General features: G+C 37.0%; 13 protein-coding genes. 2 read left to right on the plus strand and 11 right to left on the minus strand.

All coding sequences use genetic code 11. The annotated features are described in order from the left end of the window. Positions 1–220: 220 nt before the first annotated feature. Positions 221–2,056 (plus strand): glycoside hydrolase family 11 protein, encoded by a 1,836-nt coding sequence (locus ACHCNF_RS10320; RefSeq protein WP_408069719.1) that lies wholly within the window; start codon positions 221–223, stop codon positions 2,054–2,056. A gap of 105 nt (positions 2,057–2,161) precedes the next feature. Here the strand turns inward: ACHCNF_RS10320 and ACHCNF_RS10325 are convergent, their stop codons facing one another. The 3 genes from ACHCNF_RS10325 to ACHCNF_RS10335 form a co-directional block, all read right to left on the minus strand. Further along, positions 2,162–2,686 carry an S-ribosylhomocysteine lyase gene (locus tag ACHCNF_RS10325; protein WP_408069720.1) on the minus strand — a complete coding sequence of 175 codons (525 nt, stop codon included), beginning with the start codon at positions 2,684–2,686 and terminating at the stop codon, positions 2,162–2,164. Positions 2,687–2,793: 107 nt separating this feature from the next. Next, positions 2,794–3,498 carry a 5'-methylthioadenosine/adenosylhomocysteine nucleosidase gene (locus ACHCNF_RS10330; protein WP_408069721.1) on the minus strand — a complete coding sequence of 235 codons (705 nt, stop codon included), beginning with the start codon at positions 3,496–3,498 and terminating at the stop codon, positions 2,794–2,796. A gap of 187 nt (positions 3,499–3,685) precedes the next feature. Beyond that, the gene (locus ACHCNF_RS10335; RefSeq protein WP_408072223.1) at positions 3,686–4,228 is read right to left on the minus strand and encodes an NADH peroxidase; all 543 of its coding nucleotides are present in this window, start codon (positions 4,226–4,228) and stop codon (positions 3,686–3,688) included. 244 nt (positions 4,229–4,472) lie between these two features. Here ACHCNF_RS10335 and ACHCNF_RS10340 point away from each other — a divergent pair, with 244 nt between their 5' ends. Next, complete coding sequence (locus ACHCNF_RS10340) at positions 4,473–5,330, plus strand: MurR/RpiR family transcriptional regulator (protein ID WP_408069722.1); 858 nt, start codon at positions 4,473–4,475, stop codon at positions 5,328–5,330. A 27-nt stretch (positions 5,331–5,357) separates the two neighbouring features. Here ACHCNF_RS10340 and ACHCNF_RS10345 read toward each other — a convergent pair whose 3' ends face one another. The 8 genes from ACHCNF_RS10345 to gyrA all read right to left on the minus strand — a co-directional run bounded on the left by ACHCNF_RS10345 (position 5,358) and on the right by gyrA (position 16,671). Continuing rightward, positions 5,358–7,613: an ABC transporter substrate-binding protein gene (locus tag ACHCNF_RS10345; RefSeq protein ID WP_408069723.1), complete on the minus strand. Its 2,256-nt coding sequence runs from the start codon at positions 7,611–7,613 to the stop codon at positions 5,358–5,360. A gap of 4 nt (positions 7,614–7,617) precedes the next feature. Further along, the gene (locus ACHCNF_RS10350; RefSeq protein WP_408069724.1) at positions 7,618–8,718 is read right to left on the minus strand and encodes an SGNH/GDSL hydrolase family protein; all 1,101 of its coding nucleotides are present in this window, start codon (positions 8,716–8,718) and stop codon (positions 7,618–7,620) included. 22 nt (positions 8,719–8,740) lie between these two features. Next, positions 8,741–10,276, minus strand: coding sequence for an MBOAT family O-acyltransferase (locus ACHCNF_RS10355; protein WP_408069725.1), 1,536 nt, complete (start codon positions 10,274–10,276; stop codon positions 8,741–8,743). A gap of 1 nt (position 10,277) precedes the next feature. Continuing rightward, positions 10,278–11,039, minus strand: a complete 762-nt coding sequence (locus ACHCNF_RS10360; RefSeq protein ID WP_408069726.1) for an exodeoxyribonuclease III — start codon at positions 11,037–11,039, stop codon at positions 10,278–10,280. Positions 11,040–11,087: 48 nt separating this feature from the next. After that, on the minus strand, positions 11,088–12,362 hold the full coding sequence (locus tag ACHCNF_RS10365; RefSeq protein ID WP_408069727.1) for a chloride channel protein: 1,275 nt from the start codon (positions 12,360–12,362) through the stop codon (positions 11,088–11,090). Positions 12,363–12,386: 24 nt separating this feature from the next. Beyond that, a complete protein-coding gene (locus tag ACHCNF_RS10370) occupies positions 12,387–12,593 on the minus strand; it encodes a hypothetical protein (protein WP_408069728.1) in 207 nt (68 codons plus the stop codon). A gap of 95 nt (positions 12,594–12,688) precedes the next feature. Then, a complete protein-coding gene (locus ACHCNF_RS10375) occupies positions 12,689–14,137 on the minus strand; it encodes a diguanylate cyclase domain-containing protein (protein ID WP_408069729.1) in 1,449 nt (482 codons plus the stop codon). A 5-nt stretch (positions 14,138–14,142) separates the two neighbouring features. Continuing rightward, entirely contained in the window at positions 14,143–16,671 is a 2,529-nt protein-coding gene (gene gyrA / locus ACHCNF_RS10380) for a DNA gyrase subunit A (protein WP_408072225.1), read from the minus strand. Positions 16,672–16,729: the final 58 nt, after the last annotated feature.

Genomic DNA, 16,729 nt, shown 5'->3' on the forward strand with positions numbered 1-16,729 from the left:
GTTCAAGTTTAGCAAAACTTGATAAGTGTAGCAAGATTTTAGTCCTTAAATCTTAATGAAAAATATAATATATACATTTATTTGCTAAAATATGATTGGTTTTTCGTCATTTTGTACAATTTCATCGGTTAATTCTTGTAAAACAAGCTTTGTTAAGTTATGCTATAATACCTTGCAACTGGTTGTATAGCATAAAAATTGAATAGGAGGAAGAAAGAACGTGTTGAAGAAAGTTCTAACTACCGCACTAGTGACTACACTCATGTGCGCTCAGCTCTTTGTACCGTCTTTGCAGGCCAAGGCAGCAACTACGCTGTATAACAACAAGACCGGCAATCAGGATGGCTACGACTACGAGCTGTGGAAAGATTACGGCAACACCAGTATGACATTAGATGCAGGGGGGGCATTTACATGTCAGTGGAGTAACATCGGAAACGCTCTTTTCAGAAAGGGCAAAAAGTTCGATCAGTCCAAGACCTATCAGCAGATTGGTAACATTTCATTCGACTATGGTGTTGATTACAGACCGAATGGCAATTCATATCTGTGTGTATATGGTTGGACACTTGATCCGTTAATTGAATACTACATTGTAGACAGTTGGGGATCATGGCGTCCACCGGGAGGATCACCCAGAGGTCAGATTCAGGTAGACGGCGGAACATATGACGTTTACGTAACTAATCGTTACAATGCACCTTCTATCATAGGTGATACCAACTTTACACAGATTTTCAGTGTAAGAACAAGTAAGAAAACAAGTGGTACTATCAGTGTTACTGAGCACTTCAAGGCATGGGAGCGCATGGGTATCAGACTTGGAAGACTTACAGAGGCAGCTCTTAACATCGAAGGTTATCAGAGCAGCGGATACGCTAACGTTTATAAAAATGTTATGACAATTGGCGGTTCCTCAAGCTCAGGCAACCAGGGTGGAAATCAAGGTGGTAACCAGGGCGGCAACCAAGGAGGAAACCAGGGTGGTAATCAGGGCGGTAACACTTCACAGGGAAATAACTCTGTACAGTGTGAATCTATGACAAAATCAGGTCAGTACACAGGTAACATCAATAATCCGTTTAATGGTGTAGCTCTTTATGCGAACAACGACAGCGTTAGCTTCAATCAGTATTTTGCATACGGCACTCATGATTTTACTCTTCGCGGATGTTCAAATAACAACAACATGGCAAGAGTAGACTTAAAGATTGGTGGACAGTACAAGGGTACTTTCTATTATGGAGGCTCTTATCCTGCTGAATACACTATCAAGAATGTAAGTCATGGCACCGGCAATCAGAAGGTTGAACTTGTAGTTACTGCAGATGATGGTAACTGGGATGCTTATCTTGACTACTTTAAATGGGGCTCAGAATCAGGCCAGGCTGCTACACCCGCACCTGCACAGAATCAGGGACAGAATCAGCCTGCTCCTGCAAATCAGAAATATATAGCCCTGACTTTTGATGATGGTCCTACCAGTACTACAAACAGCGTACTTGACGTACTTCAGAAATATAATGCTAAGGCAACATTCTTCCTTATCGGACAGAATATCAACATGAATATGCTTAGCACAATGCAGAGACAGGTTAATATGGGATGTGAGCTTGCAAGCCATTCCTACACTCATGAGGACATGTCCAGAATGAGTGCTTCTCAGTGCAGAAACCAGCAGGAGTGGACAGCATCAGCAATTAAGAATGCTGTTGGATATGACGTAAAGCTTTTCAGAGCTCCATATTTATCAGTCAGCAATACAATGCATGAGAACATTAATGCTATATTCATAGCAGGTTCTACACATAATGACTGGGAAAACAGCACATCTGTGCAGCAGAGAGTAAATTCTGTTCTTAATAATGCAAAAGATGGACAGATTATTCTGCTTCATGATTTCCAGGGAAATAATAAGACAGTTGAAGCTCTTCCTCAGATCATCGAAGGACTTCAGAGACAGGGTTACACTCTTGTTACAGTTAGTGAACTGTTCCAGAAAAAGGGTGTAAATCCTAATCAGAGATACAAAGTATGGTCTAATGTAAACCAGTAATATATCTGTTTTACTAAGTCTAAAGCAGCTAAATACAAACAACTAAACACTAAGCTATACAACCAAAGGCTGGCTCTATTCGAGCCAGCCTTTTAATTATTTGCATTATGAATCGAAGAACTGTCTTCCATCCTCTGTAACAAGTCTGTCGGATTTAGGATAAACAAAAATATCAGGATTATTCGCATTTTTCTCTAGATAATCTGCAAATTTTCTTGCATGCCACTTTGCAATCTCCAGATTGTGCATACGATAATTGCCGCAATTTACTGGCAATGCTCCGGGAACTTCTTCCGCAGCCTCAACAGATCTGAAGGCTCTGAGAAGAAGATCATGTATTTCCTTGGGTTCACGGTTGCCCTTCATAATGAGATAAAAGCCTGTGAGGCATCCCATAGGTCCCCAATAAACCACCTCATCCTTCCAGTCAGGATCATTCCTTAAAAATGTAGCTATAAGGTGCTCCAAAGAATGCATCGCAGCTACATCAACTGCAGGCTCTACATTGGGCTTTGTAACCCTGACATCATATGTTGTTACTTTTTCTTCTCCCAGGACATCAACTCTGCTTGTGAATATTCCCGGAACAATCTTTGTATGATCTACAGAAAAACTGGGTATTAAATCCATATCTTTATCTCCTTTAACTTATATAAATCTTATAAAAATTCAGCTCTCACTGATTTGTACGCTCATTATAACATGGTAAATAAAGATGTGTTATAAACTATTTTATCTTAATCCAAAGCTTTTATGAAACTCTCTGTAAGAGCAGCACAGTCTGCTGCTGCCTTTTTCTCAAATTCCGGATATTCCATGATATCACTTCCGTCAGCCTTATCTGAAATAGCTCTGAGAATTACAAACGGAATCTTATTTAAAAAGCATGCCTGCGCAATTCCGGCCCCTTCCATCTCGCAGCAAAGACCGTTGAACTCAGCCTTAATTCCATCCTTTACAGCACTATCAGATATGAACTGGTCTCCGGAGCAAACCCGTCCATCCCAAAGCTTACCTGAAATATTGGCTCCGGCTGCTGCTTTCTTGATATTATCAATCATCCAATTATCTGCAGGAAACTCTCGAAGTCCTGTCTGGGGAATCTCACCCTTTTTATATCCAAAAAGTGTTGCATCAACATCATGATAAACCACATCAGTAGATACCACAAAGTCACCTATATCAATCTTTGCATCAAGAGATCCCGCTGCACCGGTGTTTATCACATGTGTAACCTTAAAATCATCCACAAGAATCTGCACGCAAAGCGCTGCATTAACCTTGCATATACCGCTCTTAACAACAACTACATCCGTATCTCCAATCTTACCCTCATTGAATACCATGTTGGCCTTTGTGAGGGTCTTGGATACCGTCATTTCCTTCTTGAGGCTCTCTACCTCAATTTCCATAGCTCCGATAATTCCGATTTTATAACTCATAATCTGTCCTCTTTAAATATTTGTTTTTCTCAGATTTATATTGGCAAAATCTGCTACGAATTAAGTTTCTTTCAATTAGCTATTATATCATTATTTATCTTCGTTTTATTACAATAAAATAGAGGTACAGAAAAAATCTGTACCTCCTGCAAGCTATCAAAGAATCTTATAAAACAATGTGCCCTGATTATCCAAAATATCTGTCCAATAATCCCTTGAATGCCTTACCATGTCTGGCCTCATCGCGTGCCATTTCATGTACGGTGTCATGGATAGCGTCAAGATCAAGGGCCTTTGCACGCTTAGCAAGGTCTACCTTTCCTGCTGTTGCACCATTCTCAGCGTCAACTCTCATCTGAAGGTTCTTCTTGGTTGAATCTGTAAGAACTTCACCCAGAAGCTCTGCAAACTTAGCAGCATGCTCAGCCTCTTCCCAAGCTGCCTTAGCATAATAATCACCAACCTCAGGATATCCTTCTCTATATGCCTGACGACTCATAGCAAGATACATACCAACTTCTGAGCACTCACCAGTAAAGTTAGCTCTGAGGTCCTCTATGATGTCATCCGGAACACCCTTTGCCACACCAACAACGTGCTCTGCAGCCCATGTCATTTCACCATCCTGCTTTGTAAATTTCTCTGCAGGAGCATGACATACAGGACACTCTGCCGGTGGCTGATCTCCTTCATGAACATATCCGCATACTGAACATACCCATTTCATAATTTTAATCTCCTTTCCTTGCCTGAACTATAAGTGTGTTATTTGTAGAATTAAATATAATCTTTTACAGAAATATATTCCTACTGATATTTAGTATACCAAATATATCTTATACATTTAATCGTTTATAGAATTTTAATAAATAGTTAAATATATTATTGTTATTTAATAATGATATTTGTGCTTTTGCGTTATACTATAAGTGGTTAATTACGTTGTTCTCGCTTAGAAGAAAGAGAGATTAGATATGTCACTGTTAGAAGAAAGAATTAAAAGTGTTTATGCAAATCTTACCAGAGAAGAGCGAAAGGCCGCAGATTACTGCCTGAAAAATGATTCGACTATATATAATAATACAGTAGCAGAACTGGCTGAAGCGTCAGGAACAACCCAGGCTACCTGGAGCAGATTTTCAAAATCTCTTGGGTATTCAGGTTTAAAAGGTCTAAAGCGTGAGATTTTTTCAGATGCGAAGAAGGCAGAAAAAGCCGGCCCTCATATAGAATTTAAAGATCTTAATCAATATACATCCATGCAGGCAATAGCAGATAATATCTGCGCCACCAGTTCACAGGCTATCCAGACTACATATCGCCTGTTTGATTCTCAGTCATTCGAGGGAGCAGTAGATGCCATAGTTTCCGCCAGAATGATACGTATCTTTGGTGTTGGTAGCAGTTCTCTTGCGGCTTCTGACCTTTTCACAAAATTCCAGAGATTATCATATAATGTCACGTATAATGAAGATTTTCACAATAGCCTCATGAATGCGGCTCAGCTCCAAAAGGATGACGTGGCTATATTCTTTTGTGACTCCGGTAAAACCGAGGAAATTATGCAAATTTTAAAGATTGCCAATGAAAGAGAAGCAGATACTATAGCAATAACTAAGCTTGGCAACAGTCCTCTGGCTCAGGGGTGCAAACATGTTCTGTTTACAACGTCCCCTGAAATAGATAAAAAGAGTGGTGTAACAAGCTCAAGATTTGCACAACTTTTCCTGGTAGATACTCTTTACACGGCTGTAGCAAATAAGGACTTTGTAAATATACGCCAGCATCTTCAGGATTCCTATGATCTTTTCCATGATATGGGAACATATTGATCACCTGATATAGCCTTTTAATGTTATTTATTCAGTACTCAGGTATTTTTCTACCCTGTGCTGAATCATGCTTGATGCCTTTTCTGCTGTTATATCACCAATATAATAGGATTTTGCCACTTCATTTATAATTCCTATAATCTCGGAATCCTGGTGTCTTAGTTTGTCTATTGAGCATATTAGTGTCTTCAGTTCTACTGCCTCATTTTCATTAAGAGGTGTAATTGTAATTTCTCTGTCTCCTATTATGACTTTGCTGTATGTATTTATTTTTTGCCCTTCATCACTTATGTAATATTTTTCTTTCTGAGATTTTTCCATAAGTGCATTAAATGCATCTTCATTTACAGGAAATCCCCAGTCAACATTGAACTGGTATTCATCGAGCAAAAAGTATCTTATAAATTCCCAAGCCGCATCTTTATTGGTGCTAAAGCTACTTATGGCAAACAACATTCCCGGATCTATGTAGGATAATCCACCCTCTTTTCCTGGATAACCGTTAAATACTACATCAGCACTGAAATATCCATCCTTTATTATCCTATAGTCCTCAAAAGAGGATATATAACAGCTTTGTAATAGGGCTTTTTTATCCCTGAATATATTTTCATCATCACTTAAAGAGTTTTTTTCCTGCAGTCTTTTAAGCTCTCTGATATAAATCAGGAGATTTATAAACTTATAATTCTTAAAATCGCAGGTATTGTATTCAAAATCTATGAAATCAAATCCTGAAGCAGTGTACATATCTTCCGCACTGTCAAAGGTCTTATTTCCCATTAGATTCTGAACTTTTATGTTATGTTTATTGCACAGATTTATATAATTATTTAAGGTAACATTTTCGCCTTCAAGAAGGCTCTTTGAAGCAGCACATGTAGATACTGAAAAGAATGGCATAACCATGTACTGTTTTCCATTCCTTTTTAACAGAGAACTGATATTACTTAAGTAGTTTTTTCCCTGTATTTCCAAATCATTTTCAATATATTTATCAAGAGGCTCCAAAAGTCCCTCAGAAATGTATGAATCAATGGAAGCATAGGAATTTAAAACCATAATATCGGGAGCATTGCCTTCTTCTATATCCTTGTTAATGGCCTTATATAACGAATAGTAACTCGCATATCCATCCTCAGAATAATCTTTTACCTTGATGACGTATTTATCGCTATTCTGATTAAATTCTACAATTCGCTTCTTTACATACTCATCGGTGAATGCTGTTCCAATAGTAATAACCTTCTTCTCAGCACTTTCAGAATCTATTCTTGTCATATCATAGGTCTTGGCTGTGCCAATCTTATAATTTGTCATCAGTCTAAATGTGTAATCAGAGTATTCATACAGAATAAGTGTACTATCAGCATAGAATCCGGCATCCTCAAAATTGCAGATTTTTGTCAGGCTGCTATCTCCCATATTAAAGGCATAAACGATATTGTTGTTTACATAATAAAAATCATTAGTTTTTCCGGGAAACAGATTATAACCATTATTTATTTCTGCAGGTGCATATTGCCTTTTCCCAAGTTTAAGTCTTTTCTTATCTATTTCATATAAAACATACTTCCACTTATTATCTGTTTCACCTATAAAAAGTTTTCCGTCGGATGATGTGAAAAACATTCTATCCCCATGAGGATTTCCTTCATCTTTGAATTGCAGTATACTTCCACGTCCTGTGTCTTTATCATAGAGCGAAAAAACACCGTTTTGTGAATAGGTTATTATTCCTCTGTCTTCTAAATAAGCCATATCCACAATGTAGAAATTTTCATCACTTTCAGTTAATGCTACTGCCCAGATTTCATCACCTGAAGAAGAATATTTCACAAGCCTTTTTTCACCATGTCCTACATAGGAATCCTCACCTGGAAAATTCTGAAATGCCAAATTATCAGGGTATATCGTTCTTATTGCATAGAAACATTCATCATCACCTGTAATAAGATAGTCAAGATTAGTATTGCCCGAACCTAATAATACTTCCTCCTGTTTCTTATCTTCATTTCTGAGTCTTACAAAGCTATAGTTTATATGCCCTTCACTTTTTGTCCTTTTCAGGCTGTATATACCGTTCTTATCAAATCCAATATTGGAATATTCACTGTCATTTGCCAGATTAATTCCCAGATCAATAAACTCGTAAGAATCTATCTCTTTGTCAGAATGCTCATCTTTTTGTGCTGCGTCTTCACTGCTTCCACAAGCACAGATAAGAATCATTAAAGTTAACAGTAATGCAGTTAATCCCCTCGTCAATGGTCTGTTAATCATATCCTTATTCTTCTATCTGTTCGTAATTCAGGAGGTTCTGTTCTTCATAAGTTTTTATCAGTTCGTTTACTATTTTATCTGAAAAATCCTTCATTTCATCAAGCATATCTTCGTAATTATCCTCAGTCAACTGATATTTGCCTTCTATCATCTGATCAAGCATCAGCTTATTTATCTCAGGAGAAAAATGAATTGAATCCATATAATTATCAAGATTTGTAATTACATCTCTCTCATTTTGAAAACAGAAGACCTTTACATTATCGTATTTAAGCAGATTCTTTACCATTTCCTTTTCACAGTGAATAAATGCATCTCTTTCACCTGTTCTGTAGATACCGTCCCACCAAAGCATAGAATAAGCAGGAAAGAAAAAGGTAAACTGAGTATCCGGATGATTTTCAACTTCACTTGTCAAAAGTCTTATATTACCTGCAAGTTCTTCATCATAAGTCTTTTCATCCATCATGGGTGTGATGTTTTGTGTTCTAAAGTATAGACCCAAAGCACTTTCACTGCTAAAATTTTTCCACTTCGCCCAATTATATGACAGATTCTCGTTATAATCAGTTAAATATGAATTTACTAACATATATGGTATTTTTTCTAGTATTACCCCTTTATTATAAAGGTACTGAACATCATTAAATGGGTTGTGATCATACAGATACATTGGACATCCTGTCATCTCATAGGTTGTCTCCACACTGGCATTTAACGAAGACGGATCTATATTATAAAAAACCCTTTTTATTTCATTTCCTGATGAAAAGGCTTCATCCAAAAGATAACAAAGATCTGCCGTTGCACCATATGATCTTATTGCCTTTATTGACTTACAGTTAAAAGCCTGATCATACCAGCTATTGTCATTATTTTCAGCCACTGATGACCCAACTATCAAAGTGTCATAATCAAAATGTCTAAGAGTGCCTATGCACTGATATTCCTTATCATTCAGCACAGCCTTTAGTCCAAACCATGGCTTATGATAATGATAAAAAGGGTCTATCAAAAATACCAGCAATCCTATAATTACTATTGAAATCAGGGCTGCCACTGCAAACCTTTTTATGAATTTAATGTCACTGCTTTCCTTTTTCAAAGGCTATCCTCTTTTTTCTTAATCAGAACTGAAAATAAATAAACGTGCTGACCTGTGATAATGAGATAAATGACCATATAAAAATCAGAACAAGAAAAATCAGATGTCTTTTCGTGTTATTCTTTTTTTCTACAATCTCATGTGCATTCTTTGAATTTATCACAAGTATTGATATTACAAGTAATATTATCCAGCTTATCAGATAAATTATGTTCGTATACTGTTTTGCATACATATTTATGGCTGTTATAGCGAGATAATTCTCGGATATGTCAAGCATGGATGATGTCTTATACATAAATCCGGGCCATGTGGGTATAGCCAGTTGTTTAAAAAACTGTATTGCATATGTCATATTCTGTGATCTAAAGAATATGAGAGAAATGAGAAACATCACAAATGTGAGTATTTGTCCAAGCTTTTTGGGAATTAAAACAAGCGGCTTTTGCCTTAAAAGATAATTCTTCTTTTCATCACCTTTTACAGCCATTATTCCAAGATCATCCCAGACTACCATAACTCCCATGATGAGGCCCCAGCATATATAGGTCCATCCAGCGCCATGCCATAAACCGCTCAAGGTAAATATTATTATTACATTTAAGGCTGTGCGCACCTTACCTTTTCTTGAACCTCCAAGAGGTATATACACATATCTTACAAAGAACCTCGTAAGTGTCATATGCCATCTTTGCCAGATATTTCTTACGCTCACTGCTTTATAGGGAGAATTAAAGTTCTGTGGAAGCTCTATTCCAAGCATTAGACTTACTCCTTCTGCCATATCGCAGTATCCCGAAAAATCAAAATAAAGCTGGAATGCATAAGAAATCAGCACAAGTGCACCGGTCAGTGTATCCATGTAATAGGTGTATTTAAATCCATGATCAGCTATCTTCGAGAGATTATCCCCAAGCAGCACCTTTTTAGAAAGACCTATTACAAAGAGTTCCATTCCTCTGCGGAAGTTCTCTGCTTTAAGCTGCCGTCTGCCTCTATCTCTTATCTGAGAAATAATCTCATATGGAAGAGCTATAGGTCCCTGAACTATCTTGGGAAAGTATGCGATATAAAACAAATATTCAAAGATGTCTACATTTCCAAGCTTCTCAGTATCCTTTATCTTATTGCATTTTTCTCTCTTTATATCTGTGATAAAAGCAATCTGCGAAAATACATAAAAGCTTATTCCCACAGGAAGCATGATATTAATTTCAGGTATATCCTTCCCTGTAATTGCGCTTATATTCGATATGAAAAAATTAGTATATTTAAAGTAGCCCAGAAGTATAACATTGAAAATTATACCGGCTATATGAATAAATCCCGAAAGCTTGTCGCCTCCGCTAATTATGAGTCTTGATATTCCATAATTTATTAAACATGAAAATAATAGAATCAGAACGAATTTTGTTGAAAAAAAGCCATACAAAACTAAGGAAGCTGCAATTAATGAGCAATCCGCAAGCTTCCATTTTTGTAAACGGTTAAGACCATGCCACAATATAAGCACAATCGGAAAATATATTAAAATGAATGAGAATGAATTAAATGACATATTATTTAAGTATTAATCCTACAGGGCAATGATCTGATCCTAATTGATCTTTATAAATCATTGCATCTTCAAGTCTGTCTTTAAGTTCCGCAGATGTTACAAAATAGTCTATACGCCATCCGGCATTCTTTGCTCTTGCCTGAAATCTATATGACCACCAAGAATAAGCCCCCTCCAAATCAGGATAAAAAAATCTGAAAGTGTCTATAAGACCGTTATCAATGACGTTACTGAATTTTTCGCGCTCTTCATCTGTAAAACCTGCATGTCCGCGATTTGGCTTAGGATTTTTAAGATCAATTTCCTTGTGGGCCACATTAAGATCACCACAGTATATTACCGGTTTAGTTTCCTCCAGTTTTTTTATGTACCTAAGGAAATCATCCTCCCATCTGCATCTGTACTCTAGTCTGGAAAGATCATCTTTTGCATTTGGAACATAAACAGTAATGAGGTAATAATCCGGATATTCCGCAGTTATTATTCTTCCTTCATGATCATGCTCCTCTATTCCCATTCCATAGGTTACATTTAAAGGCTCTTCTTTAGTAAAAAGTGCAGTTCCTGAGTACCCTTTTTTTTCAGCATAATTCCAATATTGATGATATCCTTGAAGATCTAATTGTATCTGCCCTTCCTGAAGCTTAGTCTCCTGAAGTCCTATTACATCAGGCTTTTCCTTTTCCATAAAAGCCTCAAATTCGCCTTTTTGTACACAAGCCCTAAGACCATTAACATTCCATGAAACCAGTTTAACTGACATATTCTTCTCCCAACAAGTATGTTAATTCCAACTTTTTTACTATACCATTTATCTTGTTTTCTGATTTATATATTTATTGTGATATTTGGAATACATTATTTTCTGAGAACCATACACTCCGTAATATCCTGAAAAAGTATAGCTAAGTGCAATTGCTATAAGATAATATGGCATTCCGTTATATCCAAACATTTCAAAGCAAAGTAGCAATGAAGAAATAGGGCAATTTGTTATTCCGCAGAATAACGCACCCATTCCTATCGCTGAACAAAGTGCTGCATTAAAACCAAATATCTGAGAGTACAGACAACCAAAGGTAGCACCTATATAAAGTGCAGGTACGATTTCACCACCCTTATATCCTGCTCCCATTGTTACAGCGGTAAACAGCATCTTTAAAGCAAATGCAGGATAAGGTGCTTTTCCTTCAGTTGCTAGCTCTATTATATCCATTCCAGCACCATTATAGTTATTATTTCCCACAATAAGTGTGAGAACAACTACAAGACATCCACCTACAAAAATTCTTACATAAGGGTTCTTAAAGTATTTTTTATAGAGCTCTCCACTCTTTTTCATAACAATGCAGAACAAAATGCTGATAAATGCACACAAAACTGCAAGTAATCCACCTTTTACCGCATTTTCAATTGTAAAGCTTGGAACAATATCAACTTTAAATACATCAGGAACTGTACCAAAATACAAAGCTACTTTACTTGATACCAATGCTGACAATACACAAGGTATAAGTGCAGCATAATACATAACTCCTACAGCTTCAATCTCCATAGCAAGAAAAGCCGCAGCCATTGGTGTTCCAAATAATGCTGCAAAAGCAGCGCTCATACCGCACATGGTAATAATTTTGCAGTCATTTTCATCAAGCCCTATCGTTTCACCAAAATTATGACCTATGCTGCCTCCAAGCTGAAGAGCAGCGCTCTCTCTTCCTGCACTTCCTCCACACATATGAGTGAGGATAGTTGCAATAAAAATCAATGGTATCTTTCTTTTTGGAAGATGATCACCGGCAGATATAGTTGTGATCACAAGATTGGTACCGGTATCCTCATACTCTTTTGAAAATCTATACAGAAATACGATCAAAAGGCCTATAAATGGTAACAGATAAATCATAAAGCTGTGCATTTTTCTGTATTCTGTTACTATTCTGATTCCATGAAAAAAGGCAGCTCCCACTGCCCCTATAATAACACCCACGATAATTCCAAGCACCAGCCATTTTATAGTGGCTAAAAATCTTCTGATTTGGTGCTTATAATGTGGCTCGACATTATTCATATTATTTTGGTCAGACATTTTTTCTCCCACAAAACTTTATTATTACTTTGACATTGAAGCAATAAGTGCATCTATTTCAGCCTGGCTGAGCATTTTTCCGCTATCAGCAGGACTTGGAGCAGCTGCGGGCGCACTTGAAGCAGCAGAAGGTATACTGAATCCTCCTGCTCCCTGCTGAGAAGATTTTCCCATAATGCTCGCAAGCAAAGCCTGCTGTTCGGGATCTAGTCCATTTACATCAGTTCCCATCAAATATCCTCATAAATTATATGCTAATAATAAATATTAAGCACATTGTATATTTTTTTATATTATTTCTCAACTAAATAAATTATAAACTATTCCTAACCTATGGTTTCCATGCGACGCATGTTTTTCAAATTATCATCTGTTTCCTTCAGCATTTCTCTAAGAGATAAGCTATCTTCATAATCAAATTCACAGATTGAATAAATAAGATGATTCAAATACTTTGTATTCTCCATCAAAAGCTTATTATTCTGACGTGCCATTTCTATCCTTAATTCTTCAGCTCTGTCTTCTTCATCTGTGACTCCTATTACTGCGAACTCATCTCCGCGTATTCTGCCGCAGATACTTTCTTTACCAAATACTTCTTCTAATATGCTTGCAACTCTTTTAACGGCATTATCACCCTCATCATGACCGTGAATAGCATTAATGTTTTTGAGTGAATCCATGTCAATATATGCCACAACAGCATATGTTCCTTCTTTGAAATCTGTCTTTAGAAGATCATAGGCCTTGGCAAAAAAGCCTCTTCTGTTTGGAAGACTGGTCAAATAATCCTGATCACCGATATGGTCAAGTACTGATCCATCTCTTGCTATTTCTTCCTGACACTGTAAAAGCTCTTCTTCCGTATCAACAAGACATTTTTTTAAAAAGTTAATTCTTATTCCGCTAAGAATAATACTTGTCAGAAGATCATCAAATGTTCCTGTCCTTACACTATTATCAAATCCCATAATGAAAAGACCATACTGTTCTTCACCTCTAAAAACATTTCTGATTATTTTTGTTCCCTCTATGGTTGAGAAATCAAAAATATCTGATGTTTCCATGTCTTTTCTCTTATCAAATTTTTCTGACTTTCCAGTGTGAATGGTAATTATTCTCTTGCTGTGCTTCGGAACCTTCCAACCTTTTTTTAGTGAGCATATTCTTGGACTTTCAAGTAAAAATACTTCAAGATCACTAAATCCTGCTACTGCTATTTTTTTTATTATGAGATCATAGTTATCTTTGTCATAGCTACACCTTGATGCTAAATCTGACATCGCTGATATTTTATTATTTGCACTAATCACATCCTCAGCAGTCAGTTCTGATATCTTTTTTCTTTTAGCCTTAACTACATTGCCTGATATCTTAGCTATTATCTGTTCAATTGCCAGATATCCTATTTCAAGGCTTTCTGTATTCTTTACATATTTAACAGTATCAAAACCTTCAATTTCAGATACAGTAAGAAGCGGCTTTTTTCCAAACTGATTAAGAAATGCCTCTTTTTTCAGGATTGGAGCACTATTTCCTATACGATTGATATCAACAATCAGCCCGTCAAAACCTGCTTCATAAATATAGTCATAAACAGCCTGGTACTGATATTCAAAGGGATTATCATCACTGAAATTTTTATCAGTGATGATATATTTTCCCGGAAAAATAATAAGCTCAACTCCTAAGTCTCTTGCAGCTATATCAGCTCCAAGACACATATCGCAAACATTCTTATCCTTAAATTCAGATATTAAAAGCCCAACTCTCATAAGTATTACTCTTCATCTGTTTCTTCGTTGTCAACAGCTTCATCGATGTCATCATCGATATCTTCGTTTAATTCAACTCCCTCATCTTCGGGAATTTCTTCCATAGCATCTTCGATGTTCTCGAATTCTTCGTCACCATTAGATATCTTCTCACGTACCTTGGCAATAGCTACTACACTGACACCCTTATCAAGATTTATCATCTTAACTCCGGAGGTTACTCTGCCATGAATTGTAATTTCTTCCATTCTCAGCTGAATAAGTATTCCGCTGTCAGTTATCATCATTATTTCGTGTTCATTCTGAACAGCCTTAACGCCAATTACATTACCTGTTTTTTCGGTAATCTTATAGCATTTAACACCCTTACCACCTCTTAGCTGGATGTGGAATTCATTGAGCTCTGTTCTCTTCCCGAATCCTTTTTCAGAAACTATAAGAAGTGAATCTCCCTGGGTATTAAGCTGCATTCCTACAACTTCATCCTGATCACCAAGCATAATTCCTCTTACGCCCATTGATGATCGTCCTGTAGGTCTTACATCTGTTTCCTTGAATCTGATACACATACCATTCTTGGTTACAAGGAAAATTTCAGAATCTGCTTTAGTTGTTTTAACCTCAATAAGTTCGTCATCATCATCAAGATTAATAGCTGTAAGTCCATTTTTCCTTACATTGGCAAATTCCATTACAGGAGTCTTCTTTACAGTTCCTTTTTTTGTAACCATAAAGAGATTTTTCTCCTCAGAATATTCCTTGATTGGAATAGTGGCTGTAATCTTTTCATCAGGAGCTAACTGTAAAAGATTAACTACTGCTGTTCCCCTGGATGTTCTTGATGCCTCAGGAATCTGATAAGCCTTAAGTCTGTAAGCACGTCCTTTGTTTGTAAAGAACATAATATAATTATGCGTAGTGGTCATTAAAAGGTCTTCTACATAATCATTTTCAATCGTAGATATGCCCTTTATTCCTTTTCCACCACGATTCTGAGCACGGAAGTTGTCAATTGACATACGCTTGATATATCCCACATTTGTCATAGCAATAACTGTGTTGACATTAGGAATCATATCCTCAATGTTGATATCAGAATCGTCATGACCTATCTGAGTTTTACGATCATCGCCGTATTTATCTGATATCTCAGTAATTTCTTTTCTTATAACACCAAGAAGCACCTTCTTATCAGCAAGAATAAGCTTTAATTCTTCTATTCTCTTTAATAATTCAGCGTGCTCCTGCTCAAGTTTGTCTCTCTCCAAACCTGTAAGAGTACGGAGACGCATATCAACAATGGCCTGAGCCTGTGCATCTGATAATCCGAATCTCTCCATCAACTGTTCTTTTGCAATCTGAACAGTTGAACTTCCTCTGATAATTCTGATGACTTCATCAATGTTATCAAGAGCTATGAGCAATCCTTCAACAATGTGATTTCTCTCTTCTGCTTTGTTGAGATCATACTGTGTTCTTCTTGTCACTACCTCTTCCTGGTGAACTATGTAGTGATGAAGCATATCAACAAGTCCCATAATCTTGGGCTCATTGTTTACAAGTGCAAGCATGATAATTCCAAAGGAATCCTGCAGCTGTGTATGTTTAAACAAGCGGTTAAGCATAACATTAGCATTTACATCATGTCTAAGCTCTATAACAATTCTCATTCCTTCACGGTCTGATTCATCGCGAAGTGCTGTTATTCCATCAAGCTTCTTAAGTTTTACATATTCTGCTATCTTAGAAATAAGATTTGCTTTATTTACGAGGTAAGGAAGTTCCGTTACGATAATTCTGCTCTTTCCGTTAGGCATTGTCTCAATGTCTGTTACCGCACGTACAACTACTTTTCCTCTACCGGTTCTGTATGCCTCCTCAGCTCCTCTTGTTCCAAGAATAATACCACCTGTAGGAAAATCAGGAGCTTTAACTATGGGAAGTAGCTCTTCTATGTCTGTCTCTCTATCCTCAGTAACTTTGTTATCTATCATTTTGACAACTGCAGCTATTACCTCACGAAGGTTGTGAGGTGGAATATTCGTTGCCATACCAACAGCAATACCTGTTGTACCATTTACAAGAAGATTGGGAAATCTTGCAGGAAGTACTGCAGGCTCTTTTTCTGTTTCATCAAAGTTTGGTGTAAAATCTACTGTATCTTTATTGATATCAGCAGTCATTTCCATGGAAATCTTAGTAAGTCTGGCCTCTGTGTATCGCATGGCAGCTGCGCCATCGCCATCTACAGATCCGAAATTACCATGTCCGTCAACAAGACAATATCTCATTGACCACGGCTGAGCCATATTTACCAATGCACCATAAATCGAGCTGTCACCATGGGGATGGAATTTACCCATAGTGTCACCGACGATACGCGCACATTTACGATGTGGCTTATCCGGTCCGTTATTTAGCTCAATCATTGAATATAAAATTCTTCTTTGAACAGGCTTAAGTCCGTCTCTGACATCAGGAAGTGCACGTGAAGCAATTACACTCATAGCATAGTCGATGTAATCTGACTCCATAGTCTTTTGAAGATCTACTTCCTTTATTCTGTCAGTAGTTACCTGATCAAAAACATCA

The organism is Butyrivibrio sp. NATIVEDY162, assembly GCF_045999815.1.
Lineage (GTDB): Bacteria > Bacillota > Clostridia > Lachnospirales > Lachnospiraceae > Butyrivibrio.

Coding starts and splice junctions, on each gene's coding strand:
- ACHCNF_RS10345 (WP_408069723.1), bottom strand. CDS start 7,613: ATGATTAACAGACCATTGACGAGGGGATTAACTGCATTACTGTTAACT.
- ACHCNF_RS10360 (WP_408069726.1), bottom strand. CDS start 11,039: ATGTCAGTTAAACTGGTTTCATGGAATGTTAATGGTCTTAGGGCTTGT.
- ACHCNF_RS10370 (WP_408069728.1), bottom strand. CDS start 12,593: ATGGGAACTGATGTAAATGGACTAGATCCCGAACAGCAGGCTTTGCTT.
- ACHCNF_RS10330 (WP_408069721.1), bottom strand. CDS start 3,498: ATGAGTTATAAAATCGGAATTATCGGAGCTATGGAAATTGAGGTAGAG.
- ACHCNF_RS10325 (WP_408069720.1), bottom strand. CDS start 2,686: ATGGATTTAATACCCAGTTTTTCTGTAGATCATACAAAGATTGTTCCG.
- ACHCNF_RS10375 (WP_408069729.1), bottom strand. CDS start 14,137: ATGAGAGTTGGGCTTTTAATATCTGAATTTAAGGATAAGAATGTTTGC.
- ACHCNF_RS10355 (WP_408069725.1), bottom strand. CDS start 10,276: ATGTCATTTAATTCATTCTCATTCATTTTAATATATTTTCCGATTGTG.
- ACHCNF_RS10365 (WP_408069727.1), bottom strand. CDS start 12,362: ATGTCTGACCAAAATAATATGAATAATGTCGAGCCACATTATAAGCAC.
- ACHCNF_RS10340 (WP_408069722.1), top strand. CDS start 4,473: ATGTCACTGTTAGAAGAAAGAATTAAAAGTGTTTATGCAAATCTTACC.
- gyrA (WP_408072225.1), bottom strand. CDS start 16,671: ATGGAGTCAGATTACATCGACTATGCTATGAGTGTAATTGCTTCACGT.